At 59.1% G+C, this 22,623-nt stretch carries 24 protein-coding genes and 1 pseudogene; 12 read left to right on the forward strand and 13 right to left on the reverse strand.

Annotated features, from left to right (window positions below):
* Window positions 1-153: 153 nt before the first annotated feature.
* Window positions 154-600: a PAS domain-containing protein gene (locus OCX61_RS17880; RefSeq protein WP_261940718.1), complete on the forward strand. Its 447-nt coding sequence runs from the start codon at window positions 154-156 to the stop codon at window positions 598-600.
* Between the two features lie 56 nt (window positions 601-656).
* Here OCX61_RS17880 and OCX61_RS17885 read toward each other — a convergent pair whose 3' ends face one another.
* The 3 genes from OCX61_RS17885 to OCX61_RS17895 are packed head-to-tail and all read right to left on the reverse strand — an operon-like array spanning window position 657 to window position 2,649.
* Window positions 657-812: a DUF2256 domain-containing protein gene (locus OCX61_RS17885; protein WP_261940719.1), complete on the reverse strand. Its 156-nt coding sequence runs from the start codon at window positions 810-812 to the stop codon at window positions 657-659.
* On the reverse strand, window positions 809-2,335 hold the full coding sequence (locus OCX61_RS17890; protein ID WP_261940720.1) for a cryptochrome/photolyase family protein: 1,527 nt from the start codon (window positions 2,333-2,335) through the stop codon (window positions 809-811). The genes OCX61_RS17885 and OCX61_RS17890 overlap by 4 nt, the downstream gene beginning before the upstream one ends.
* An 8-nt stretch (window positions 2,336-2,343) precedes the next feature.
* The gene (locus tag OCX61_RS17895; RefSeq protein WP_261944334.1) at window positions 2,344-2,649 is read right to left on the reverse strand and encodes a DUF6482 family protein; all 306 of its coding nucleotides are present in this window, start codon (window positions 2,647-2,649) and stop codon (window positions 2,344-2,346) included.
* A gap of 251 nt (window positions 2,650-2,900) precedes the next feature.
* Between OCX61_RS17895 and OCX61_RS17900 the strand changes: the two genes are divergently transcribed.
* Window positions 2,901-3,392 (forward strand): DUF1543 domain-containing protein, encoded by a 492-nt coding sequence (locus OCX61_RS17900; RefSeq protein ID WP_261940721.1) that lies wholly within the window; start codon window positions 2,901-2,903, stop codon window positions 3,390-3,392.
* Window positions 3,393-3,474: 82 nt separating this feature from the next.
* Here OCX61_RS17900 and OCX61_RS17905 read toward each other — a convergent pair whose 3' ends face one another.
* Window positions 3,475-4,281: an outer membrane protein OmpK gene (locus OCX61_RS17905; protein WP_261940722.1), complete on the reverse strand. Its 807-nt coding sequence runs from the start codon at window positions 4,279-4,281 to the stop codon at window positions 3,475-3,477.
* A 638-nt stretch (window positions 4,282-4,919) separates the two neighbouring features.
* On the opposite strand from OCX61_RS17905, the gene OCX61_RS17910 reads away from it, so the two are divergent.
* The 6 genes from OCX61_RS17910 to OCX61_RS17935 all read left to right on the forward strand — a co-directional run bounded on the left by OCX61_RS17910 (window position 4,920) and on the right by OCX61_RS17935 (window position 11,115).
* On the forward strand, window positions 4,920-5,930 hold the full coding sequence (locus tag OCX61_RS17910) for an ABC transporter substrate-binding protein (RefSeq protein WP_261940723.1): 1,011 nt from the start codon (window positions 4,920-4,922) through the stop codon (window positions 5,928-5,930).
* A gap of 36 nt (window positions 5,931-5,966) precedes the next feature.
* Window positions 5,967-6,992, forward strand: coding sequence for an aromatic ring-hydroxylating dioxygenase subunit alpha (locus tag OCX61_RS17915; RefSeq protein ID WP_261940724.1), 1,026 nt, complete (start codon window positions 5,967-5,969; stop codon window positions 6,990-6,992).
* Between the two features lie 66 nt (window positions 6,993-7,058).
* Window positions 7,059-7,913 carry an ABC transporter ATP-binding protein gene (locus OCX61_RS17920; protein WP_261940725.1) on the forward strand — a complete coding sequence of 285 codons (855 nt, stop codon included), beginning with the start codon at window positions 7,059-7,061 and terminating at the stop codon, window positions 7,911-7,913.
* 85 nt (window positions 7,914-7,998) lie between these two features.
* A complete protein-coding gene (locus OCX61_RS17925) occupies window positions 7,999-8,727 on the forward strand; it encodes an ABC transporter permease (protein WP_315973282.1) in 729 nt (242 codons plus the stop codon).
* A 16-nt stretch (window positions 8,728-8,743) separates the two neighbouring features.
* A complete protein-coding gene (locus OCX61_RS17930; protein ID WP_261940727.1) occupies window positions 8,744-10,174 on the forward strand; it encodes an amidohydrolase family protein in 1,431 nt (476 codons plus the stop codon).
* Complete coding sequence (locus OCX61_RS17935) at window positions 10,171-11,115, forward strand: PDR/VanB family oxidoreductase (RefSeq protein WP_261940728.1); 945 nt, start codon at window positions 10,171-10,173, stop codon at window positions 11,113-11,115. Before OCX61_RS17930 ends, OCX61_RS17935 begins: the two co-directional genes overlap by 4 nt.
* 194 nt (window positions 11,116-11,309) lie before the next feature.
* On the opposite strand, the gene OCX61_RS17940 is transcribed toward OCX61_RS17935, so the two are convergent.
* Complete coding sequence (locus OCX61_RS17940) at window positions 11,310-11,930, reverse strand: UbiX family flavin prenyltransferase (RefSeq protein ID WP_261940729.1); 621 nt, start codon at window positions 11,928-11,930, stop codon at window positions 11,310-11,312.
* Window positions 11,927-13,417 (reverse strand): UbiD family decarboxylase, encoded by a 1,491-nt coding sequence (locus OCX61_RS17945; protein ID WP_261940730.1) that lies wholly within the window; start codon window positions 13,415-13,417, stop codon window positions 11,927-11,929. Before OCX61_RS17945 ends, OCX61_RS17940 begins: the two co-directional genes overlap by 4 nt.
* A 115-nt stretch (window positions 13,418-13,532) precedes the next feature.
* On the opposite strand from OCX61_RS17945, the gene OCX61_RS17950 reads away from it, so the two are divergent.
* Together OCX61_RS17950 and OCX61_RS17955 are read left to right on the forward strand one after the other, a co-directional pair.
* Window positions 13,533-14,414, forward strand: a complete 882-nt coding sequence (locus OCX61_RS17950) for a LysR substrate-binding domain-containing protein (RefSeq protein WP_261940731.1) — start codon at window positions 13,533-13,535, stop codon at window positions 14,412-14,414.
* Between the two features lie 316 nt (window positions 14,415-14,730).
* Window positions 14,731-14,985 carry a hypothetical protein gene (locus OCX61_RS17955; RefSeq protein ID WP_261940732.1) on the forward strand — a complete coding sequence of 85 codons (255 nt, stop codon included), beginning with the start codon at window positions 14,731-14,733 and terminating at the stop codon, window positions 14,983-14,985.
* 107 nt (window positions 14,986-15,092) lie between these two features.
* Here the strand turns inward: OCX61_RS17955 and OCX61_RS17960 are convergent, their stop codons facing one another.
* Complete coding sequence (locus OCX61_RS17960) at window positions 15,093-15,995, reverse strand: LysR family transcriptional regulator (protein WP_261940733.1); 903 nt, start codon at window positions 15,993-15,995, stop codon at window positions 15,093-15,095.
* A gap of 101 nt (window positions 15,996-16,096) precedes the next feature.
* On the opposite strand from OCX61_RS17960, the gene OCX61_RS17965 reads away from it, so the two are divergent.
* Together OCX61_RS17965 and OCX61_RS17970 are read left to right on the forward strand one after the other, a co-directional pair.
* Entirely contained in the window at window positions 16,097-17,089 is a 993-nt protein-coding gene (locus tag OCX61_RS17965; RefSeq protein WP_261940734.1) for a zinc-binding dehydrogenase, read from the forward strand.
* A 29-nt stretch (window positions 17,090-17,118) separates the two neighbouring features.
* Window positions 17,119-17,421, forward strand: a complete 303-nt coding sequence (locus OCX61_RS17970; RefSeq protein ID WP_261940735.1) for a putative quinol monooxygenase — start codon at window positions 17,119-17,121, stop codon at window positions 17,419-17,421.
* Window positions 17,422-17,533: 112 nt separating this feature from the next.
* On the opposite strand, the gene OCX61_RS17975 is transcribed toward OCX61_RS17970, so the two are convergent.
* The 6 genes and pseudogenes from OCX61_RS17975 to OCX61_RS17995 form a co-directional block, all read right to left on the reverse strand.
* Window positions 17,534-17,986, reverse strand: coding sequence for a DUF3429 domain-containing protein (locus OCX61_RS17975; protein ID WP_261940736.1), 453 nt, complete (start codon window positions 17,984-17,986; stop codon window positions 17,534-17,536).
* Between the two features lie 35 nt (window positions 17,987-18,021).
* Window positions 18,022-18,582, reverse strand: a complete 561-nt coding sequence (folE, locus tag OCX61_RS17980; RefSeq protein ID WP_261940737.1) for a GTP cyclohydrolase I FolE — start codon at window positions 18,580-18,582, stop codon at window positions 18,022-18,024.
* Window positions 18,567-18,980 (reverse strand): thiol-disulfide oxidoreductase DCC family protein, encoded by a 414-nt coding sequence (locus OCX61_RS17985; protein WP_261940738.1) that lies wholly within the window; start codon window positions 18,978-18,980, stop codon window positions 18,567-18,569. The genes folE and OCX61_RS17985 overlap by 16 nt, the downstream gene beginning before the upstream one ends.
* 143 nt (window positions 18,981-19,123) lie before the next feature.
* Window positions 19,124-19,319 (reverse strand): annotated as a pseudogene (locus tag OCX61_RS27385) (glyoxalase superfamily protein); the annotation flags it as partial.
* Window positions 19,320-19,417: 98 nt separating this feature from the next.
* Window positions 19,418-20,626: an MFS transporter gene (locus tag OCX61_RS17990; protein WP_261940739.1), complete on the reverse strand. Its 1,209-nt coding sequence runs from the start codon at window positions 20,624-20,626 to the stop codon at window positions 19,418-19,420.
* Between the two features lie 307 nt (window positions 20,627-20,933).
* Window positions 20,934-22,556 (reverse strand): BCCT family transporter, encoded by a 1,623-nt coding sequence (locus OCX61_RS17995; RefSeq protein ID WP_261940740.1) that lies wholly within the window; start codon window positions 22,554-22,556, stop codon window positions 20,934-20,936.
* Window positions 22,557-22,623 lie beyond the last annotated feature (67 nt).

The raw sequence follows: 22,623 nt of genomic DNA on the forward strand, positions 1-22,623 counted from the left end.
ACGAAGGGGTTTCCAGATGGAAGAACATTCTAAACCCATATGCACCTTCTGCGACGAGCCTCCTTGGTTCATCATGCAACTTACGGCGCCTGAGCCTTCTGTACAGAAGCTACGCTGCGCCTATCGCATACGAAACGCCTGTAGGTGGGCCCTATGATCAACGCGAAACTCCTGCAACTGATGGTCGAGCATTCAAACGATGGCATCGTCGTCGCCGAGCAGGAAGGCGACGACAGCATCCTTATCTACGCCAACCCCGCGTTCGAACGGCTGACCGGCTACTGCGCCGACGACATCCTCTATCAGGACTGCCGTTTTCTTCAGGGCAAGGATCATGACCAAGAGGGCCTTGCAGCCGTCCGCGAGGCGATCCGCGAAGGCAACCCCTGCCGCCAGGTGCTGCGCAACTATCGCAAGGACGGGAGCCTGTTCTGGAACGAGTTGTCCATCACGCCCGTGCGCAACGAGGCGGATCAGCTGACGTACTACATCGGTATCCAGCGCGACGTCACAGCACAGATTTTCGCTGAGGAAAAGGTACGCGAGCTAGAGGCTGAAGTGGCTGAATTGCGCCGACAACTGGGGCAGGCCGAGCGCTGACTAAACCGGGCGCGATGGAAACAGGCCTGCTACGGGTGCCGATACGGGCCTTCGCCCTACGCCTGCTCTGGCGCCTTGCGGCGTGGCGCTGACCTGCGGCATCGCTCGGAGCAGTAGCGCACCTGCTCCCAACAGCGCGCCCAGCGCTTGCGCCAGTTGAACGGCCGGCCGCACACCACGCAGACCTTGCTGGGCAGATGGCTCTTTTTCATACCACTTGCTCGGCATCGAGCCGCGCCAACAGTGACTGGCCACGCTGCCACACCGCATCGCGGCGGCTGGCCGACATCCCATCGAGGCTACGATAGACCAGCGCCAGGCGCGGGTTAGCCGAAAGCAGTGAGCGATGGCGAATAAGAAAATGCCAGTACAAGGCATTGAACGGGCAGGCATCTTCCTCGATCACCTGGTCGACCCTGTAGCTGCAAGCCTTGCAATGATTGGACATGCGCTGGATATAACGACCACTGGCGCAATAGGGCTTGGACCCCAGATAGCCGCCATCGGCATGCATGACCATGCCTAGCGTGTTGGGCAGTTCGACCCAGTCGAAGGCATCCATGTAGACCGCCAGGTACCACTCGCAGATCGCGCCAGGCACGATACCGGCCAGCAAGGCGAAGTTGCCGGTAACCATCAACCGCTGGATATGGTGAGCGTACCCCAACCGCAGGGTTTGCCCGATAGCCTGCTCCATGCAGCGCATGCGGGTGCGCCCGGTCCAGTAGAATTGCGGCAACGCGCGCTCGTTGCCCAGGTAATTGAGCCCGGCATACTCCGGCATGCGCAGCCAATAAATGCCCCGCACATATTCGCGCCAGCCGATCAACTGGCGAATGAAACCTTCGGCTGCATTGAGCGGTACCCGCCCTTCGCGCCAAGCCCTGTCGACCTCCTGGCACAGACAACGCACGTCCAGAAGCCCGATGTTCAGCGCCGCACTGATGCGCGCGTGGAACAGATACGGCTCGCCTTCGGCCATGGCGTCCTGGTAGTCACCGAAAGCCGCCAGGCCGAAGTCCAGAAAATGCTGCCAGAGCTGTTGTGCCTCGCCATGGGTCACGGGGTAGTCGAAGCCGTCGATGGCCCCGTAGTGGTCGCTGAAGCGCTGACGTACCAGGGCGATCACCGCTGCCGTGATGCCGTCCTGGGCGAAATGCGCAGCGAACGGCCCGCGCAACTGGCCAGGTAACGACTTGCGATTCTCGCCATCAAAATTCCAGGCCCCACCTGCCGGACTGCCGTCGGGCTCCATGAGCAGGCCGGTTCGCTTGCGCATGCCTCGGTAGAAGTGCTCCATGCGCAGCTGGCGTCGCTCGTGGGCCCAGCGCGCGAAGGCTTCGCGCGAGCACAGAAAACGCGTATCCCGATGCCACACAAGGGGCAATGCGGCGTCGCGCAAAGCCTGCTCCAAGCGCCACTCGCCGCACTCGGTGAGGTGAATGTGCGTGGCGCCCAAGGCCTGCTGCCAGCGACGCAACTCGCCAACGATGCTACCGCTGTTGCCGTCAGCGTCGAGCTCGACATAATGCACTTGCCAACCCCGCTCACGCAGGGCCTGGGCAAAGTGGCGCATGGCGCTGAAGATGAGAACGATCTTGAGCGGGTGATGCGGCACGTACCGGGCCTCACTCTCCACTTCCGCCATCAGAACAGCATCGCGGGCAGGGTCAAGCGTGGCCAGGCTTGCCAAGTCGAACGACAGCTGGTCACCCAGCACCAGGCCCAGGCGCATCGTTCTGGCTACCACTGGCGGGTGAGCGATATCGGCAGACGCAGCGGCGCAATGGGGCCGTCACGTTGCCCGCACATCTCATCGTGCACCACCTGCTGAACCAGCATGCAAGGCACCGGGGGCAGGTCTGCCAGCACCTGCCGCAGTTCGGTCGTGGAGCGCACACGAACGGGCTGCCCATGGGCATCGTTCAATGTCAAAGGGCCAGCGTCGGTCAAGGCGCGAAGCAGGTAGAAGCCCCCCTCCAGGGAGAGCAGTTCAAGTTCCTTTGCCTCGCCGGTAGAGATCAATTGAGTGAGCGCGATCAGGTTCATGGTGTGCCCCTCGGGCAGGCGGCGGAGAACAGGGTGATCGGAACCCTCTTCACAACTCGAGCGGTTGATCAGGGATGTCGTCATCTGCGCAGCAGAGTGCGCCATACTGACCTCGATCACGCCAAAAATACTGTACAACAATTGTATTTTGTACAGATATTATATCGCCTTGTATAGATTTCAATAGTCGGTTCGCTCCTGTCGGCCAACGGGTAACGGACGACGCAAAGCGGAACTGGAAGGAATTGCTCATGCTGTACATAGTCATGCTCGGTGGTCGCCATCCACGGGCCAGCATCGAAGTACACGATGTGGTGTTCGTGCAGGCTGACTCCCTTGACCAGGCCTACCCGCAACTGTGCCAGGCCTGGTTCGGCAGCCGCCCAGGCCTGCACATCGACTCATGGATGGAGGTCGACGGTATTGACCGGTACCGTGTCGAGTTCAGTGACGTGGCGCCGGGCCCGGACGAGCCCCGCCTGTTCTTCATCAACCTTGGCGGCTACGAGGACAGGACATTTGGCGAGGCTCACCGCTACCTGCTGGTGGTGGCCAGGGATAAGGCCGAGGCCAGGCAACTGGGCAAACAACGCCTGCAGGCAAGCTGGCTCAAGCCGCATACCGATACGGTGCTGGATGTCGACGACTGCTTGCCGATCGACTGGGTGAACGGCCGCTACGTGCACCTGATGGAAGGCACCCATGGCGGCTTACGGCAATACAGCGACTATATTCTGCTCTGAGCGCTCCACGTGCCGCCGCCACCCTTGCGGTCACTTCCACTTGCCAGCGGCGGCTACGGGTCGTCAGTTCAGCCTGGCAGGCTCAAAAATGCGCCTTGAGCAATACACTCAGCGCATTCTGATCGGTCGGGAACCCATGGCTGTCCTCGATCCCATATTTGTCTGACCAGTAGTCCCACTCCACACCGGCGTAAAACCGCTTGGCCGTGTACCCCAACGCCTTGCCGACGTCGTACTTGATCTGCGGGTTGAAGTGAAAACTCTTGGCCACATAGTTCGAGGTGCCCTTGCGACCGACGTCATTCACATACCATTCCAGGTAACCGTCGAAGAGAATGTCCGAACGCCCCAGCGGAAGAGTCATGGCCCAGGTCGGGTTGATTTGCCACTGCCCCGATGCCTTGCCGGTGATGCCATCGGGCTTGCGATAGTAGGTATTGAGCGAGAAGCGATCGAAACCTGGCAGTTGCAGGTCCACTGCAGGCCCCAGCAGGTATCGGCGAATGCGCCCCTCGCCGCGCTCGTAGGTCGCCGCGATCAGCACATCCTTGATCACACCGTAGCGCAGGTTCTGCCCGCTGATCTTGCCCAGCGACAGCCGCGGAGAGAACTCCCCGTAATACGTATACCCCTCGCTGCCGGACAATCCGTTCGACCATTTGTTGTCGACGAACAGAAACACATCCCCCCACGTCCAACCGCTGGCATGTTCGAAGGTGATGGTCTGCTGAATGTCGTTACCGGTGCCATCGACCTTGTAGTTGTGGCCATAGAGGTAGCTGAGGCTGTTGTCGCTCCACATCAGCGGGGCGGACTGGGCACTGGCACTTGCCAGCGTGCAGAGCGGCAGGAGGCTGTGGCAGAACCAGGCGAGTGGGTTGAGTTTCATGGGCATCCCTTGGGTCGAGGTCGGTGAAGTTCACCGGCAAGGGACAGCGGACAGACCTCGCCTCTGACCACGCAACTGCGCATGGTGCCACCCTTGCCGGGTGTGCGGCGTGACGCCGCCAGAGCAATGTCCCATGCCTTATCAAGGCACTGACCGCTTCTACTCGGGCATGCCCTTGCAGGGCGCGTGCCAGTCGATCGAATACAGCGAACCGCAACTATTGTGACCAATTGGGCAACCTAATGAATACCATCCGGCACTCACATTGAGCACCTTAATGGCGCCGGCAGGCACCAACATGCACCGTCGCGGCACACTGCCCTGCCCCGGCAGCACCCTGCAAGCTGCCATCTGCCATGGCGCTGGGTGGCTTGCAGGAACTGGCACGCTTCTGGCTTTACAGACTTTCGAGTAGAAGCGGTCAGTGCCTTGATCAGGCATGGGACATTGCTCTTGCGCCCCTGAACGGGCGTACATCCGAGTGGATGTTTGCGCGCGGCCTTTGGGCCCTGGGCAAGAGAGCAGTGTCAGCCGTGAACGCTCGCCCTTCTCCAGTTGCGTCGCTTCTCCACTCGGTCTTCTCGCCGAGGGGCTGACCTGGCCCCCCGACGGATTTCGAATCGAGGTGGAGAACAATCATGAAAAACCGCTTTGGCTTGACTCGACCGCTTCGCTCGCTGCTGACAGGGCTCGGTGCGCTGCTCGCCGGCGCACCCCTGGCCATGGCCGGCGACAAAGTCGTGCTGCTGACTTCCTGGTACGCCCAGGCCGAACAGGGTGGCTTCTACCAGGCCCTGGCAGAGGGGCTGTACCAGCGCGAAGGCCTGGACGTGACCATCCGCATGGGTGGCCCCCAGGTCAACGGCATGCAGTTGCTGGTCAGCAAACAGGCCGACTTCATCGTCAATTACGACCTGCAGATTCTCAAGAGCGTAGAGCAAGGCCTGCCGGTGGTAGCGGTGGCCGCCCCGTTTCAGGGCGACCCGCAAGGCCTGATGACCCACGCGGACATCAGCGGCCTGGACCGCCTGCAAGACAAGCAGGTGCTGGTGTCCACCTCCGGCCAGCAAACCTGGTGGCCTTGGCTCAAAGGCAAATACCAGCTCAAGGACAACCAGGCGCGCCCCTACACCTTCAACCTGCAACCGTTCCTCGCAGGCCCTGACACTACCCAGCAGGCCTACGCCAGTTCGGAGCTGTTTCAGGCCATCAAGGCCGGTCAGAAACCCAACTTCTTTCTGTTCGCCGATGCCGGTTACCCGCCTTATGGCTCCACCATAGCCACCCGCCAGGACATCATCGAGCAACACCCACAGCGCGTGGCCGCGTTCGTGCGGGCCTCGCTGGAGGGCTGGCAGCGCTATCTGGAAAACCCCGCCCCAGGCAATGCGCTGATCAAGCGCGACAACCCCAACATGAGCGATGAGCTGCTGGCCTGGGGCGTCTCGACCCTCAAGCAACACCAGTTGCTGACCCGAGGCGATGCGGCTACCCGAGGCATCGGCACCATGAGCGACGCCCGCTGGCAAGCCACCCGCGACTTCATGGTCGAGGCCGGCCTGCTCGGCGCCACCGCGCCCTGGCAGAAGGCCTACACCACACGCTTCGTACAAGACCTCAGCGTGCTGCCCAGCACCGCCAGCCGCTAACCCGGCCCGTCACTTCCAACTGCAAGGAGCCGAATCATGTTGGTCACCAAACAACCTGTATTGCGCCGTTTCTGGTACGCCCTTCTGCCGATGTCCGCGCTGGACGATGGGCCAAAACCCTTCACCCTGCTGGGTGAAGCCCTGGTGCTGTGGAAACGCCCCGATGGCACCCCGGTGGCGATGCGCGACCGCTGCTGCCATCGCACCGCCAGGCTATCCAAAGGCTTCGTCAGCGAAGACGGCAACATCGCCTGCGGCTACCACGGCTGGGAATACGACTGCAGCGGCGCATGCGTGAAGATCCCGCAGAACCCGACAGGTGCGATCCCAGCGGGTGCCGCCGTCAAGGCCTATCACTGCCAGGAGCGCTATGGCTATGCCTGGGTGGCCCTGGACGATCCGCTGCAGCCAATACCCGACTTCCCCGAGGACGGCGCACCCGGCTACCGGCGCATCTTCCAGTTCTACGAAGAATGGAAAACCAGCCCGCTTCGGGTCATGGAAAATTCATTCGACAACTCGCACTTCTCCTTTGTGCACAAGGCCAATTTCGGTTTGTTCGACCAGCCGCAACCGGCCAGCTACGAGTTCCGCGAAACCGACTACGGCTTCGAAGCCGAGACCCGCGTGCCAATCCGCAACCCTGAGGCAAGCTTCGCCATCACCGGCAGCCGCGCACCGATCACCGAACGCCACCTGGTCAACCGCTATTACCTGCCATTTTCGCGACGCTTTGGCTGCATGTACCCGGACAGCGGCATCCATCACATCATCTACAACTGCGCCACGCCGATCGACGATGGGCGCCTGATGCTGGTGCAGTGGCTGTACCGCAACGACAGCGAAGCTCAATGCTCGACCCAGGCGCTGATCGACTGGGACGCAGCGATCACCGCCGAAGACCGCGACATTCTCGAGGCCACCGACCCCGATGCCTGTGTCGATACCCGTCGGCGCGTCGAGCTGCACATGCCCTCGGACAAGCCCGGGCTGGTGATTCGCCGGCAATTGCTGGGCTTGCTCGAAGCCCATGGCGAAAGCGAAGTGTTCGCCAGCCACTGACAGCCGTTCAGCGCCCCGGTGCGCCGGGGCATCTGCCACCGCTCATAGCCAAATGGGAAAGCGCCCATGTTGATACAGACCTTGCCCGAAGCCGACGCCCGCCCACAGGCAAACTTGCCTGCCGATGTCATAAGCGCCGAGACCCCGCTGTTCGCCAACCAGGTTGAAAAGACCTACAGCAATGGCACCCACGCCTTGCGCCGCGTCAGGTTGGCGATCCAGCGCGGCGAGTTCGTCTCGTTGCTGGGCCCTTCGGGTTGCGGCAAAAGCACCTTGTTGAAGATGTTCGCGGGCCTGGAACAACCCTCTGCCGGCCATGTGCGCTGGTGGGGCAAGGAGGCCCAGGAGCGTGACCCACAAGCGGGCGGAGCAAGCCAGCGCCTGGCGATGGTGTTCCAGGAAGCCACCTTGATGCCTTGGGCCAAGGTGCAAGACAACGTACGGCTGCCTCTGGACCTGGCCGGTGTGCCCCGGGCCCACAGCCAGGCCAAGGTGCAGGCAGCGCTGGAACAGGTGGGCCTGGGTGCATTCGGCGGGGTTTACCCGCGCGAGCTATCGGGCGGCATGCAGATGCGCGCATCGATTGCCCGGGCGCTGGCCACCGAGCCCAACCTGCTGCTGATGGACGAGCCGTTTGGTGCGCTTGATGAGTTCACCCGCAACAAGCTCGACACCGACCTGCGCCGCCTCTGGGCAGAGCGCGACCTGACGGTGGTCTTCGTCACCCATAGCATCTTCGAGGCGGTGTACCTGTCGTCGCGCGTGGTGGTGATGGGCGCCCGCCCCGGCCGGGTGATCGCCGATGTCGCCATCGATGGCCCGCTGGAACGCGACGAGGCCTACCGCACCTCGCCGGCCTTCATCGCCCAATGCGCCCACCTGTCCCGGCTGCTGGCCCAGGCCAACAGCGAGCACTGCTGAGAGCTCCGCCATGAACCGACTTCCCGCTCCCTGGCTACACAACCCCACCGTATTGCGCATCGCTTCGCCATTGCTGGTTGGCGCCGTGCTGCTGGGTCTCTGGCAATTGGCATGTATTGCCTGGCAGGTGCCGGTCTACCTGGTGCCCTCGCCGGCCGACATCGCCCGAACGCTGATCAGTGATGGCCCGATGTTGCTGGGCGCGCTGTGGATGACCCTGAAGATCACCTTCCTCTCGTTCGCCCTCGCCGTGATCATCGGTACCCTGGCGGCGTTCGTCTTCGTGCAGAGCCGCCTGGTCGAGGCCTGCCTGTTCCCCTACGCCATCTTGCTGCAGGTGACGCCGGTGGTGGCCATTGCACCGCTGATCATCATCTGGTGCAGCGACACGACACTGGCGCTGGTGATTTGCGCCACCCTGGTGGCAGTGTTTCCGATCATCGCCAATACCGTGCTGGGGCTGCGCAGCGTCAACCCCGGGCTGCTCAACCTGTTCCGCCTGAACCGCGCCAGCCGCTGGCAGGTGCTGCTGCGCCTGCGCATCCCCAGTGCCTTGCCGTGTTTCTTCGCCGGCCTGCGGATTGCCAGCGGCCTGGCACTGATCGGCGCGGTGGTGGCCGAGTTCGTGGCCGGCACCGGTGGCAGCAGCGCGGGGCTGGCGTACCAGATCCTGCAAGCGGGCTTTCAGCTCAACATCCCGCGCTTGTTCGCCGCCCTGGTGCTGATCGCCCTGACTGGCGTCGCGCTGTTCAGCCTGATGGCCCTACTGGCTCGCCTGAGCCTGCGTCACTGGCACGAAAGTGAACTGGTTTAGGCCCTTGGAGACTCACATGACGTATTCCGACAGCTGGCTGATCCGTAACGCCAGCGCCATTCTCACCGGCCTGCGTGGCGCAGCAGCGCGCCATGCCGGGCCCGATATCCGCATCAGCCACGGGCGCATCACGGCCCTTGGCGCCTTGCAGCCACAACCCGGCGAGCAGGTGCTCGATGCGACCGACTGCGTGGTCTACCCAGGCTGGGTGAACACCCACCACCATCTGTTCCAGTCGCTGCTCAAGGGCATCCCGGCAGGCATCGACCAGAACCTCGGGGCATGGCTGGCTGCTGTCCCCTATCGCTACCGCGGGCTGTTCGACGAGCACAGCTTCCGCCTGGCCGCGCGCATCGGCCTGGTGGAACTGGCCCGCTCCGGTTGCAGTACGGTCGCCGACCATCATTACCTCTACCTGCCAGGCATGGCCTTCGACAGCGCGCAGATTCTGTTCGAGGAAGCCCAGCGGCTGGGCCTGCGCTTCGTGCTGTGCCGAGGCGGCGCAACCCAGGTGCGCCAGGCCGAGGGGCCGACGAGCGCAGGGCCGGAAACCCTGGAGCAGTACCTGGACGATGTCGGGCGCCTGGTGCGCACCTACCACGACAGCGCCGCCGACGCCTGGCGCCGCGTGGTGATGGCACCGACCAGCCCGCCCTACTCGATGCCACCGGAACATCTGCGTGAAACGGCCCGCGCTGCCCGCCAGCTGGGGATCCGCCTGCACAGTCACCTGAGTGAGACGGTGGAGTACCAGAACGAAGTGCAGCGCCGCCATCAATGCTCACCCGTGGCCTTCTGTTCCGAGCACGAGTGGCTCGGGACGGACGTCTGGTTCGCCCACCTGGTCAAGCTCGATACCGAGGAAATCCGCCTGCTGGGCGCAACCGGCACCGGCGTCGCCCACTGCCCGCAGAGCAACGCCAGGTTGGGCAGTGGCATCGCCGATATCGTCGCCCTGGAGGCAGCGGGCGTGCCGATCTCGATCGGGGTGGACGGGGCAGCTTCCAACGAAGCCTGTGACATGATCAGCGAAACCCATGCCGCCTGGCTCATGCAACGAGCCAAGGGCGGCGAACGGGCTTTGCCCGGCCATGCCGCAGGCACACGCGAAGGCGGCGCGCATGTCGCCTGCGTGGAGGACGTGGTGCGCTGGGGCACGGCCGGTGGCGCCCAGGTGCTGGGGCTTGACGCGGTGGGTACAGTGCAGGTGGGGATGGCGGCTGACCTGGCGCTCTATCGGCTTGATCAGCCGCGCTACTTTGGGCTGCATGACCTGGGTATTGCACCGGTGGTCGGCGGTGGGCGGCCGACCTTGCGGGCATTGCTGGTTGGCGGCCAGCTGCGGGTGGAAAACGACACGCTCCCTGGTATCGACCTCACTGAGCTGGGCCACCAGGCCCGCGAGGCCGTGGTGCGTCTGCAACGGGCAGCGGGGGTGCGCGCATGAGCTGGGTATCCTTGCACGTGCGCGCCCTGCGCCTGGAAGCCGAAGACGTGCTGGGTATCGAACTGGACCTGCCCGGCGGCGGCCCCTTGCCCTTCAGCTGGGCCGCCGGCGCCCATGTCGATCTGCGCCTGGGCAACGGCCTGGTGCGCCAGTACTCGGTGATCAGCCTGCCCGAAGACGGCCACCTGTACCTGGCTGTCAAACGTGAGCCTGTTTCGCGGGGTGGTTCGCAATGGCTGCATGAACAGCTGCGCTTGGGGGCCTGCGTGGAAGTCGGCACGCCACGCAACCAGTTCGCCCTGGCGTCTGGCACCGGCCCGGTGATCCTGGTGGCGGCCGGCATCGGCATCACCCCCCTGTTGCCCATGTACCGCCACTGCCAGCTGCAGGGCCGCGCGGTGCGCCTGCTGTATTTCACCCGGCACGTGCACCAGGCACCGCTTGTCCCGCGCCAGGGGCCGCAACCTGAAGTGTTCGCAGGCCTGCGCGCTGCGCAGGTTCGCGAGTGCCTGGCTGAGCAACTGCCAGCCTGGCAACCTGAGGCCAGCGTGTATTGCTGCGGGCCAGCCGGGTTCATGACAAGTGTCGAGCAGGCCGCCTTGGCCCTTGGCTGGCCTGCCACTGCGCTGCACCGCGAACACTTCAAAGCAGTCGAGGCGCCAGCCCAGGCTGACGGTAGCTGTGTCCTGGTGCTGCAACGCAGCGGGTGCGAGGTTCAAGTCCGCGCCGGCGAAAGCCTGGTGCAGGCCGCCGCGCGAGCTGGGGTGGAGCTGCCTGTTTCCTGCGGCATGGGCATCTGCGGTGCCTGCCTGTGCCGGGTCACCGATGGCGAGCCGTTGCACCGTGACGACTGCCTCAGCGAGGCCCAGCGCAACAGTGGGGAATGGATCGCCCCCTGCGTCTCGGGCGCACGCGGTGCTCGCCTGGCGCTGGATGCCTGACCTCGGGCAGATGAGGTGAGGCGGCACTGGCAGGAATGAACGATGCGCAGGCCGGGATGATCGCAGGCACCACCAGCGCGACATCGCTAATCAGCACAACGCTCAGCGTGGCACTGATCGGCGGCGTTTTTTACACGTTGCCGGGCCCCGTTGGCGTATGTCGCGCTGAAACGCCACATCCAGATGGACGATTGCTAGTTGACGGTGGTTTCGGTGTGTTTGCGGGCACTGGGCGAGACATCAATGTTTTCACCCCAGCGCGGCATATCCTCTACTTCCAATCCAAAGCTATCGAGCGCACGTGCTACCGAATGATCGACAACATCCTGGAGCGTTTTAGGGCGCGTGTAAAATGCCGGCACTGGCGGATGAATAACGCCTCCCAGGTCGCTCACAGTCAGCATGTTGCGCAAATGGCCTGAGTGCAGCGGAGCCTCACGAACCATGAGTACCAACCGGCGCCGCTCTTTGAGCACGACGTCCGCCGCCCGCGTAAGCAGCGTGGTCGTGACCCCGCTGGCAACCTCAGCCAAGGTACGTACCGAACAAGGGGCTATCAGCATGCCCAGGGTGCGGAACGAGCCACTGGCAATGCTTGCTCCCACGTCTCCAATCCGGTGCACATGGTCAGCCAGTGAGTACAACTCATCACGGCTGAGATCCGTTTCGTATGCGCGCGTCATCTCGCCCGCCTTGGATACCACCAAGTGACTTTCGACCCCAAGTGCCTTCAGCATTTGCAGGGCCCGGATGCCGTAAATAATCCCAGTAGCGCCGCTGATGCCGACTACCAGACGCTGTCGTGAACTACTCATGCGTTACTCCGTGGGAAAAGCTCTGGCGCGTATGGATGTGGGTCGACGTCGACGAATTCCGCACGAGTGAAATGATCGCGCAAGTGGAACGGCGCGGTGCAGTCGAAGATGGTCTTGCAGGTCAGGCCACGCACCAGAAGCGCGGGGTTGTATTCAGGCCCCTGCGAAGGATCCAGCACATGCCCCGGAACGCCGGGGATGAAGAGCGTGTCCATGTCGCCTTGATAGCGGGTTTGCATGGCCCACAGCACATCGTCGGAGTCGAAGGGGTCTACATCCTCATCCACGATGATCACGTTTTTCAGTTCCCGGTACACACCCAGTGCGATAAGCGCAGCCTGGCGTTGACGCCCTTCGTCACTTGCCTTGCGCTTGGCAACCTGAAGGATCGCCAATAATTTCCCGCCGCCGGCGGTGTGAGCGTAAACATTGGTCAAGAAGCCTGGCATCGCCAGTTCGACGGCGTTTCGGATACTGGCCTCAGTAGGGATACCTGCAAGGCTTGTATGCTCTTCCCCGGGCCCGACGAGGGTTTGCAGAATCGCCCCGCGCCGCATGGTGACGCCGGTGACCCGAATGACCGGCAGAGAAGGATTGGCCGGGCCGTTGTAGCCGGGAAACTCAGGCATCGCGTGCCCCGTATCTGTGTTGATATCCTCGCGCATCCGCTCGTTCGGGAGGATCTCACCCTCGATCACTATTTCCGCTCGGGCGATCGACTTTTGCTTCACGGTCACCGCGTCAACGAGCTCGACACCCTGGCCGCGCAGGCCCCCTGCAATTTTCAGTTCATCGAAACCCCGCGGCGTGGTCGGTGCTTCGAAGCACGCACCGATTGGGATGGCGGGATCGAGCCCCATGTTGATGGTAATCGGCAGGGGCTTGCCGGCGGCTTCAGCCTTCTGACGGAAGTGATCGATATGGCGGTCTGGAGCAAAGAAGATCGTCAGCTTATCGCGATCCTGGACGCAAAGTCGGTGGATCGTCACATCGGTATGCCCCTCATCCGGATCACTGCCCAGCACCAGACCCAAGCAGAAAAACGGGCCTGCGTCTTCAGCAGTATTGGTCGGCGCCGGCAGTAGGGTACGCAGGTCAAAGTCAGGATCGCGGGCATCAAGCACGATCTCTTGGCACGGTGCATCGGCACGGTCGACCATCACCGGATCGATTGGATTTTGGACTGCCTCACCCATGCGTTCTGCAAGCTTGTCGGGCGCGCTGTCCAGCAACAGGCCCACCCGCTCGCGGCTAGCCATCAACCCGACCAGAACCCGTGAGCCTGGATAGCCTTCGATGTTGTTGAAGATCATCGCCGGGCCAAGCTGAGTCGGTCGCTTGACCGTGCCACCTGCCCCCACACGGCGATATACCCCGGCCAATTGCGCTTTGGGGCTCACAGGGTGACTGGTTTCCAGCAGTTGCCCCGGATGTGCCTGCAATCGTGCCAGGGCAGTGCGCAGGTCATTGATAGGCTGCTTTTCCATGGGTCGTTACCTCGCTTGGCTGCACGTAAGATGAGGTAAACGATGAAGGGAAAAGAGCGCTGAAACCATACAGCAGAAGGTGCATTATCGATAAGAAAAAACTTATGATTAGCTCATGAACACTTCCCTGCGCCGCCTGGCCTACTTTCTCGACGTGTGCGAAACCCTTCATCTTGGTAAATCTGCTGAGCGGCTGGGTATTGCGCAACCGGCTCTTAGCCAGCAAATCAAGAAGCTGGAGACGGAAACAGGCGTGCAGCTGTTCTTGCGCCGCAAGCGTGGCATCGAGCTGACGATCGCAGGGCAAGCGTATCGAACAGAGGTGCAGCGCCTGCTTGCCATGCACCGGCACGCCAACGAAGTCGCTCAACGCACAGCACGAGGCGAGCTGGGATCGATCCACGTGGGGTATATCGGTTCGGCGATGTTCGAGCCTGAATTTCCTGCACTGCTCAAGCGCCTGCGCCATAGGTTTCCCGGCATTGCGTTGACGCTCGATGAACAGCGTATCGAGGAACAACTGCAGTCACTGCTGCGTGGTGAAATCGACATCGCAGTCGTGCGTGGCCCTCTCGGAGTGCTCGCGCCGAACCATGTTAAAAAAGCCGGTGTGCGTAATCCGCTGATCGTGGCTTTGCCAAGTGACAGCCCTTTGCTGGTGAAGCCGCTATTGACTATTTCCGAGCTGGCTGACGAACCTTTGATCAGTTTCAGCGACCCTTCCAACTTTGCTATTCAGCAAATCGTCAGCACCTTGGCGCAGCGCGCTGGAGTAACGCTCAAGGTGGCATGGCAGGTACCCGAGGTGGCAAGCATCCTCGGGCTCGTGGCAGCAGGCTTGGGGTACGGTATCGTTCCGGCATCAATTGCCAACCTGACCATGCCGACGGTGTGTTTCCGGCCCTTGGCCGATGAGGGCGCCTATTCCGAGTTATGGTACATCTGGGATGCAGGACGAGTGACTCCGGCGATCGAGCGCTTTCTTGAGCTTCTTTGAACGCCGACACGGCAGTGCATGCAGCTGTCGCCAGCGGTATGAGAAACGCCATTTTGTGAGCCTGGAGAATGCCCGGGAAACCAGGGGCGCTTCACACGAATGCTTGCTCATCTCTCCTGCGGCTTGAGCAGAATTGCCACAGCGCTAATCAGGTTGCACGCTACCCCTTGTCGCCTTTTTGTACCATTCGGTACATTCCATGATTAGAATCCGCGTCCATTGCTAATTGTTCTACAAACTAACGATCTGTTACTCGGAGCCTATTGAGTCGATGCGAGCGGATTCATATCGTCTATTGAACGTTCTAGAGCATCAGATGCTGCTCGAAGACTGCAGCAGTAGTTCAACCCCGGTTGAAGAGCAACTGAAACTCGTCATTCGCGGACAATCCACATTGAGTGAACTCGAGCGTCTGTTTGGCCCTTCCGAAAAATGTGAGACTTGGGGTGATGTGAGGCTATTGCGCTGGCAGTTTGCGTATACGGAGTTGGATTTAGCCCTTGGCGACCCTCAGGTGCTCACAGTAGCGATCGACGGGAACGGCCGGATAACGGACTTCGCCCTCGTCTAGATCATTGAGTGCAATGGCCTCCTGCACTGTTGGCCCAGAGCTTCTGGGCCTGTCCCGCTGCTCGGCCTGAGCATAACCGTTGGCCAACTCATGCGCCTGGGCGCGACTCACTTTACCTCGGCCTCGATCGGATGGATCGTAGCCCATTCTTTGAAGTGCTCGATGAACGCTCGCACAGGTGGGGCCATATTCTCCCTGGACGGGTACACGGCATAGACGCCTACATTCGGTTCCACATTCCAATCGGGCAACGCCTCGACCAACCTACCTGATACAAGATCGGGTTTGACATGCCAGTCTGCCAAGAGCGCGATGCCATGGCCATCCAACGCCATCTGCCTGACGACCTCCGCCTGGCTCGATTCGAATCGGCGCTTGATCTTGATCGATTGCTGGCTACCACCTTTGGACAGTGACCAATTAACCTCTTTCCCCACAATGAGACCATCCAGATTCGAAAGGTCTCTAGGCAACCGGGGTACCCCGACCTTGTCCCAATACCCGGGAGCACCACAAATTACTCGCCGCGAATCGCTTATACGCTGGGCAATCATGGAAGAATCCGCCAACACCCCATGACGGATGGCCAAATCGAACCCCTTTGCAACGACATCGACGACCTGGTCGGTAGGGTGAAGATCTACTACAACCTTCGGATAGGCAGCTAGAAAGCTGCTCAGCACTCGAGCAAGGTAGCCCTGTGCGAACGTGGCAGAAGCTGTGATACGTAAAGATCCTGAGACGTCCTGCGCTTCAGAAAAAGTCCGCTCCGCCTCCATGACGCCATCCAGTATCTGCCTGGCAAACCGTTGGAGCTTTTCGGCATCAGCGGTTGGACTTAATTTCCGAGTCGTTCTGTTAAAAAGCCTTCGCCCTAGTCGATCCTCAAGGGCAAGCAATTTCTTGCTCCCTCCCGCCGCTGTGAGACCCAGTCGCTGCGCCGCCGCACGGATGGTTCCCTCCTCATAAACGGCAAGAAACAAGCGAAGCTCATCAAGGGAGTCGAGCATAAAAATTAACAACTTTTAAGACCGAATGAAGCAACAAGAATAGCATATTCGCGAATTTGCATTGCTGATAGATTTTGGGTTTTCAAGCGGAGCGATAATCGATGCAAGCAATCGTGATAAACCAGCACGGCCAGTCGGAAGTATTTGAAGAAATCGAAACAGCTCCCCCTTCAGCACGCCCAGGCCACGTCGTCATTGATGTTATGGCCACCAGTGTTAACCCGGTTGATACCAAGATTCGCAGCGGGAGCGAAGGCACCGCAGGTCTCACCTTTCCAGCCATCCTGCATATGGACGTCGCCGGCATCATCAGCTCCGTGGGTGAAGGCGTTAGCCAATTCAAGGTAGGTGATGAGGTTTATGGATGCGTCGGAGGAATCGTGGGTATTCCTGGCGCCTTGGCGGAGAAAGTTGAAGCCGACGCAAGATTGATCGCTCTCAAGCCCGCCTCATTGCATTTTGCTGATGCGGCGAGTCTTCCGCTCGTGGCAATCACTGCCTGGGAAGCTTTGATTGATCGAGCCTCCATCCAGCCGGATGATGCAGTCTTGGTTCATGGTGGAACGGGTGGCGTCGGCCACATCGGCATTCAGTTGGCAAAACTCATGGGAGCCCGTGTTGCCACTACGGTCTCGACTGTACAGAAAGCAGAGATTGCCCGCTCCCTGGGTGCCGACGATGTCGCTTTCTACCGGGAAGAATCGCCAGAAGAATACACCAGCCGTATTACCAACGGCTCTGGCTTTGACACAGTGTTCGATACGCTCGGCGGCGCCGTGCTCACAAACTCGCTGAAGGCTGCCAAGCTCAAGGGCCACGTCATATCCATCATCGGCTATGACACCTACGACCTCACAGATATGCATTTCAAGGCACTACGGCTGGACTTGGTCTTCATGGCGGTTTCAATCATCCATGATCTTGACCGTAGTCATCACGGCAAGATTCTTACAAAGCTGAGCAGTTTGGTGGATCGCGGCTTAGTCAAGCCCCTTATAGACGAACGACATCCGTTCACAGCGGAAGGTGTAAAAGCAGCTCATGCACGCCTGGAGTCCGGAAAGGCTATAGGTAAAGTCGTCATCACTCGGTAAACCGGCTTCCCGCTTTGGAGAAAGATCGTATGCCCAACAATTCACCCATTGTGATTATCGCTAGATTGAAAGCGGAAGAAGGTCTGGAAGAAGGCCTACTCACCGAGCTCCGCAGCTTGGTCGAGGCCTCTCAAAAAGAAGAGGGATGTATCCAGTACACCCTACATCGATCAGAGGATGTACCTACTGATTTCATGATTTATGAGATCTGGAAAAGTCAGAAATCTTTGGATGAACACACGCTGCAGCCGCACTATCTAAATTTTTCCTTAAAAGCTGCAAGCATGCTGGCCGAACAACCGACCATCGATACGTTTGAGAAAGTCATGTAGTCAGTTAATAGCGTCAGGCCCCGAACAAGCCCCAACCAAAGGGCTAGCCTAGTCTAGGTGGTAATGCCTCAGTGATGACTCAGACACTAACATCGGAATAGTTATTTCAGTTTTAAAAGACCACCACAAGCGCACCAACAAGCAAACACACGCTTGCCACGATGGTTAAACGTACTCGCATAGGCCAATACCACCCAGGCACAATATCAACCCATTTACGATCTTGCCAAAGATGCCCAATGAAGCCAAAGGCCAATACCAAGCAGCCCCATGACACAGGTAACAACATGCTAACCCAACCGATGAGTGCTGGAATGACACTCCACGCGAGCCTCACCTGCCGCTCGTTCGCAGGTAACCCCTGTAATATCATAGCGAACCCCCAATGCAGGGCCCCGACAAAACTCAATATCACCGCCCCGTAGCCAACCAATGCAACAGACAGGAGGTCTCGATAATCAGTCGCCAAACACATCAGCAGTGCCACACCAACAAACGGCAGCAAGCCACCGTAACCAAGGACTGCAAAGCGACTTGGAGATAACGTACTGGAAACTGCACTCATTGGCTCGCCCTTCCTATACGGTTCAGTATCAGATATCAGGTGTTTCGACCAATGAGTTTGAGGAACTCGTGCCGGGTAGTCGGCGAGTCTCGAAACTCACCTAACATTACCGATGAAATCATCACTGAATTTTGCTTTTCTACACCTCTCATCATCATGCACATGTGCTTGGCCTCGATAACTACCCCGACCCCTGCCGCATCAGTCACTTCCTGCATGGCACACGCAATCTGTCTAGTCAGATTCTCTTGAATCTGCAAACGGCGGGCAAACATATCGACTAGGCGCGCCACTTTGGAAAGCCCTAGTACTCGCCCTGTTGGAAGGTAGGCGACATGCGCTTTGCCGATAAACGGCAGCATGTGATGCTCGCACAATGAGTACAGCTCAATATCGCGAACGATCACCATCTCATCATTGTGACTTTCGAACAAAGCACCATTGACTATCTCAGCCAGGCTTTGGGTATAGCCATTGCATAGATATTGCATCGCTTTGGCAGCGCGTTGAGGCGTGTCCAAAAGCCCTTCTCGCTGTGGGTTTTCACCAACGCCAACAAGGATTTCGCGATAATGCTCGGCTAGCGAATGTGACATTTTGATGCCTCGCCTTTGCAACGCTGCCTACCCTCGGGATGGGGTAACCATGCCAAACTTGGCCTTAAAAGACAGAACAACCTGTACAAAACCGAAAGCAAAGGACGGAGCGGACGCCAAGCCAGTGGAGCTGCCCACATCCCCACACCGGCAGCACGCCAGCTCCAAAGTGTAGCGTCCAAGCCTGTTACCCACTGACCGTTCGCGAACCTTGCGTGCAAGCACGATCTCAGTTGCTCAATCGTCAGGCCGAACCGAGTGGGATCGAAGTCATCACCGTCAATATCGATCAGGATGAGCCTTGCTGCCGTTGAACGCCTGCGCAGGAAGGCCACCTCTCTGGCGCACAATGGGCAGGCCCCGTCAAAGTAAAGGGTCAAAGGCCACTGGCAAAACATGTACAACACCTCAATTTTGTACAGGTTTTGTATAAGTTAGCGGAACCCGCGAAATTAGCAATGGCCGCGATGACGGATAGCCTCGCAAAGCGCCAAATGGCCTGAGGCTGGCGGGTTCAGTAGCCTCAGGCGGATGACGGGCTTCGACTGGAGCCATAGCGTTTGTTGAGCAACCCATCCCTGAAACCCTCGATGTTCAGCACGGGCACGAAGAGGGTGGTTCCAGGGCTCGCATCGCCGTGGCGTTCGGAAAGTGGATATGCAAGCCGCCCCTGTAAAGACCAAGTACAGGGGAAGGCCTGATTCGAAACGGTGTTCAAACTCGATCCTGAGCCCAAGGCCCCGAACGCTGGTCTTGACGTTCAATTTGTGTTGAAGGCCGAAAACGATGCCGGGCGCCCATGAAGGTGAACGAGCGCCTGCAGAAAGCCTCCTTACTACACGTCAGCAACGCTGGTGCGAAGCTCCGCAACTGGCTTCTCTCTCACCGCCGAGTTGACTGCAGCAGCGAACAGGCTCAGGACAACCGCAGCCTTCCAGACCAGGTCATAGCTCCCAGTGATGTCGTAAGCCGCCCCACCGACCCACCCCCCCAGGAATGCGCCCACTTGGTGGAACAGGTAGACGAGCCCGCCAAGCATTGAAAGGTTGCGAACACCGAATACCGAGGCGACGACTCCATTTGTCAGTGGGACGGTTGAAAGCCAGAGAAAGCCCATTGCCATCCCAAACAGGTAAGCCGTGACGTTACTCACCGGGACAGAAACAAAGGCGACAATGACCGCTGCTCTAAGCAAGTAGAGAGCCGTGAGCAGCTTGGGTTTGGACAGGTGCCCGCCGAGCCAGCCGGCTGTGTAGGTGCCAAAAATATTGAATAGCCCGATGAGTGCCAGAACAGTGGTTCCAGTTTGAGCAGTCAGCCCCTTGTCCATTAAATAGGCCGGCAAATGGACGCCGATAAAGACGACCTGGAATCCACATACAAAGAAGCCAAACGTGAGGAGCCAGAAATCAGGGCTGGAGCTTGCAGCTCGAAGGGCCTCTGTCATGGTCTGGTCACCTTCCTGACGCTCGATTGGTTTGTCTTTCAACAGAGCGACCAACGGGATAATCACAGAGGCGAACAATGCCAGAACCAATAAAGCTTTCTCCCAGCCAATCCCTTGGATCAGCCCCAGAGAGCCTGGGAGCATCGCGAATTGGCCAAAGGATCCCGCCGCACTTGCAAGGCCCATTCCTGTGCTGCGCTTCTCCGGCGGTAGTGCCCGAGCCACCACCCCCAAGATCACCGAGAATGACGTGCCGGATAGGCCAATGCCGATGAGTACGCCTGCGCTCATCATCAACGTCGAGGGTGAGTCGGAAAAACTCATGCAGACCAGACCCACCACATACAACACGCCGCCAGCTCCAACTACTTTTCCGGCACCATACCTGTCGGCAAGTGCACCTGCGAAAGGCTGTGCGAGCCCCCACACCAGGTTTTGAATAGCAATCGCGAACGAAAAGACCTCACGCCCCCAACCGAACTGTGTGCTCATTGGCGACAAAAAAAGCCCAAACCCGTGTCGGATCCCTAGGGATAATGTGAGTATCACTGCACTGCCCAACAACACCCACCTGCCATCCCGCCAAACATTAGCCATATAAAACTTTCCTTATCGCCTCTTATTTCTTAGCCCCACAACTTCCGACCCCACCCGCCAAAGCGAATACGTCGACAAAACACTATCTCGCGAGCGCTAGCGATCAGTTGGCCACCCGCGACATACCAGAAACGTTCGCGACATGAAACCTCAAGTTTCAAATCAAAAAACCAAAAACTATAGACGCTTAGAACAAACACTAAAAACAATAAAAATGATAGCTTAGGGGTGGTTGTTCTAATAGCTAGCCAGGATGGCCTTGAAATAAAAAGCGCCCTCAGATCGAGGGCGCTCTTCGTCATGATGATCAGGCAGCTGCTTTGTCAGGTTCTTTCTCAGCTTTGAGCAACAACGGTAGCTCTGAGAGCTCAGAGCACCTCATTTCAATCTCATGGGCAGGCGAGTTTCCATAGTCGGCTTTCATCCACCGTAGGAGGCCGTACATTTTGACCATCAGCACAGCCAGGAACGGGATCGCCGCTACGGTCACCACAGTCTTGAGTGCATGCAACGGGGCTCCAATGTAGAGCATCGCCAGAGGAATTGCTGCCAGCATTAGGCACCAGAAGAGCCTAAGCGTGGTCGAAGGCTCATCACCTTCTTTCAGGTTCCTGGTGCTGGTAGCCGCAACTGCAAACGACACGGCGTCCAGGTGCGAGGCCAGGAAGACCAGCATCAACAAGTAATACCCAACCGCGAGGATCTTGCCGAAAGGCAAGCTGAAGAGCAGAAGCGAGACCACCTCCTCTCCTCCGACGCTGTTAATGAGGGTAGGCGCATCCACTACGCCTGAGATGAACTGATGTATCGCAAAGCTCTGCAGACTACCGAAGAAGAGCCAGCACCCCCCGCAGCCGCCCAGAATCATGGCGGCAACAACCTCTTTGATCTTGCGCCCACGCGACACGCGGGTCACGAAGAGTGCGACCCCTGGGGTGTAGGTGATCCAGTACAACCAGTAAAATACCGTCCAGCCCCGTGCGAACTCTCCATTGCCTGCAGGGTCAGTGGAAAGGCTCATACGCACAAAGTTCTGTAGCATTAGGCCAACCCCGTTTGCAATGTTGTTGAGCGTGAACCCGGTAGGCCCGAGTACCAGGACGATGACGGCATAGATAACGGTCAAGGCGCATGCTGCATGCGCAAGCTTTTGCATCCCTTTGCCGATGCCAATGTATGAGCTAAGCGAGAATACCAACGTAACAGCCAAGACCAGTGACGCCTTCAGCGCATACCCATCGTCGATACCAAACAACATGGATATGCCTTTACCGACTGTCGATGCCGACAGCGTGATGGTGAGCACCAGCCCACCAAATGTCGACATCAAGAACACCACATCCACAAAACGCCCAACAGCACCTGTTGCTTTCAGACCCGTGATAGCCTCAACGGCAGCAGACAGACTGAGACCTGTATTTTTTCGCACATGGAAATGATACGCCATGGCCAGCGAAGCAATACCGTAAATCGCCCAAGGCGTAATACCCCAATGAAAGAAGGAGTAGGCAATACTGTATTCAAGTGCTTCCTTACTGAGCGGCGCAACACCTAAGCCTGGCGCAGAATAATAATAGACCCACTCCATGAACGCCCAGTACATGGTTGCAGATCCAAGCCCTGCACAGATAAACATAAAAACCCAGCTTGCATTCCCATAGGCGGGCTTGCCTTCGCCTAGCTTGATATTCCCGTATTTACCAAGCGCAATCCACACAACGAAAACCACACAGACGAATCCAATAATTTGAACACTGGCGCCAAACAACTTCGTCGCCGCTTCAAATACAACGCCCGAGAGTTCTAAAGACTGATCTGGATAGAGCGTCAAGCCTGCCACGCTGAGGCCTATGGCAACCAGACTTATAAAAATCAGGGGCAGATCAATCTGAGTCTTGATATTTTTTGAGGAGGCATCATTGGAGTTCATCATCGCAGCCTTACATTTTTTGTTATCGGGCGATTTGTGACAGACAAGCAAAAGCCGAGGTGGGATG

The organism is Pseudomonas sp. LRP2-20, from assembly GCF_024349685.1.
Classification (GTDB): Bacteria; Pseudomonadota; Gammaproteobacteria; order Pseudomonadales; family Pseudomonadaceae; genus Aquipseudomonas.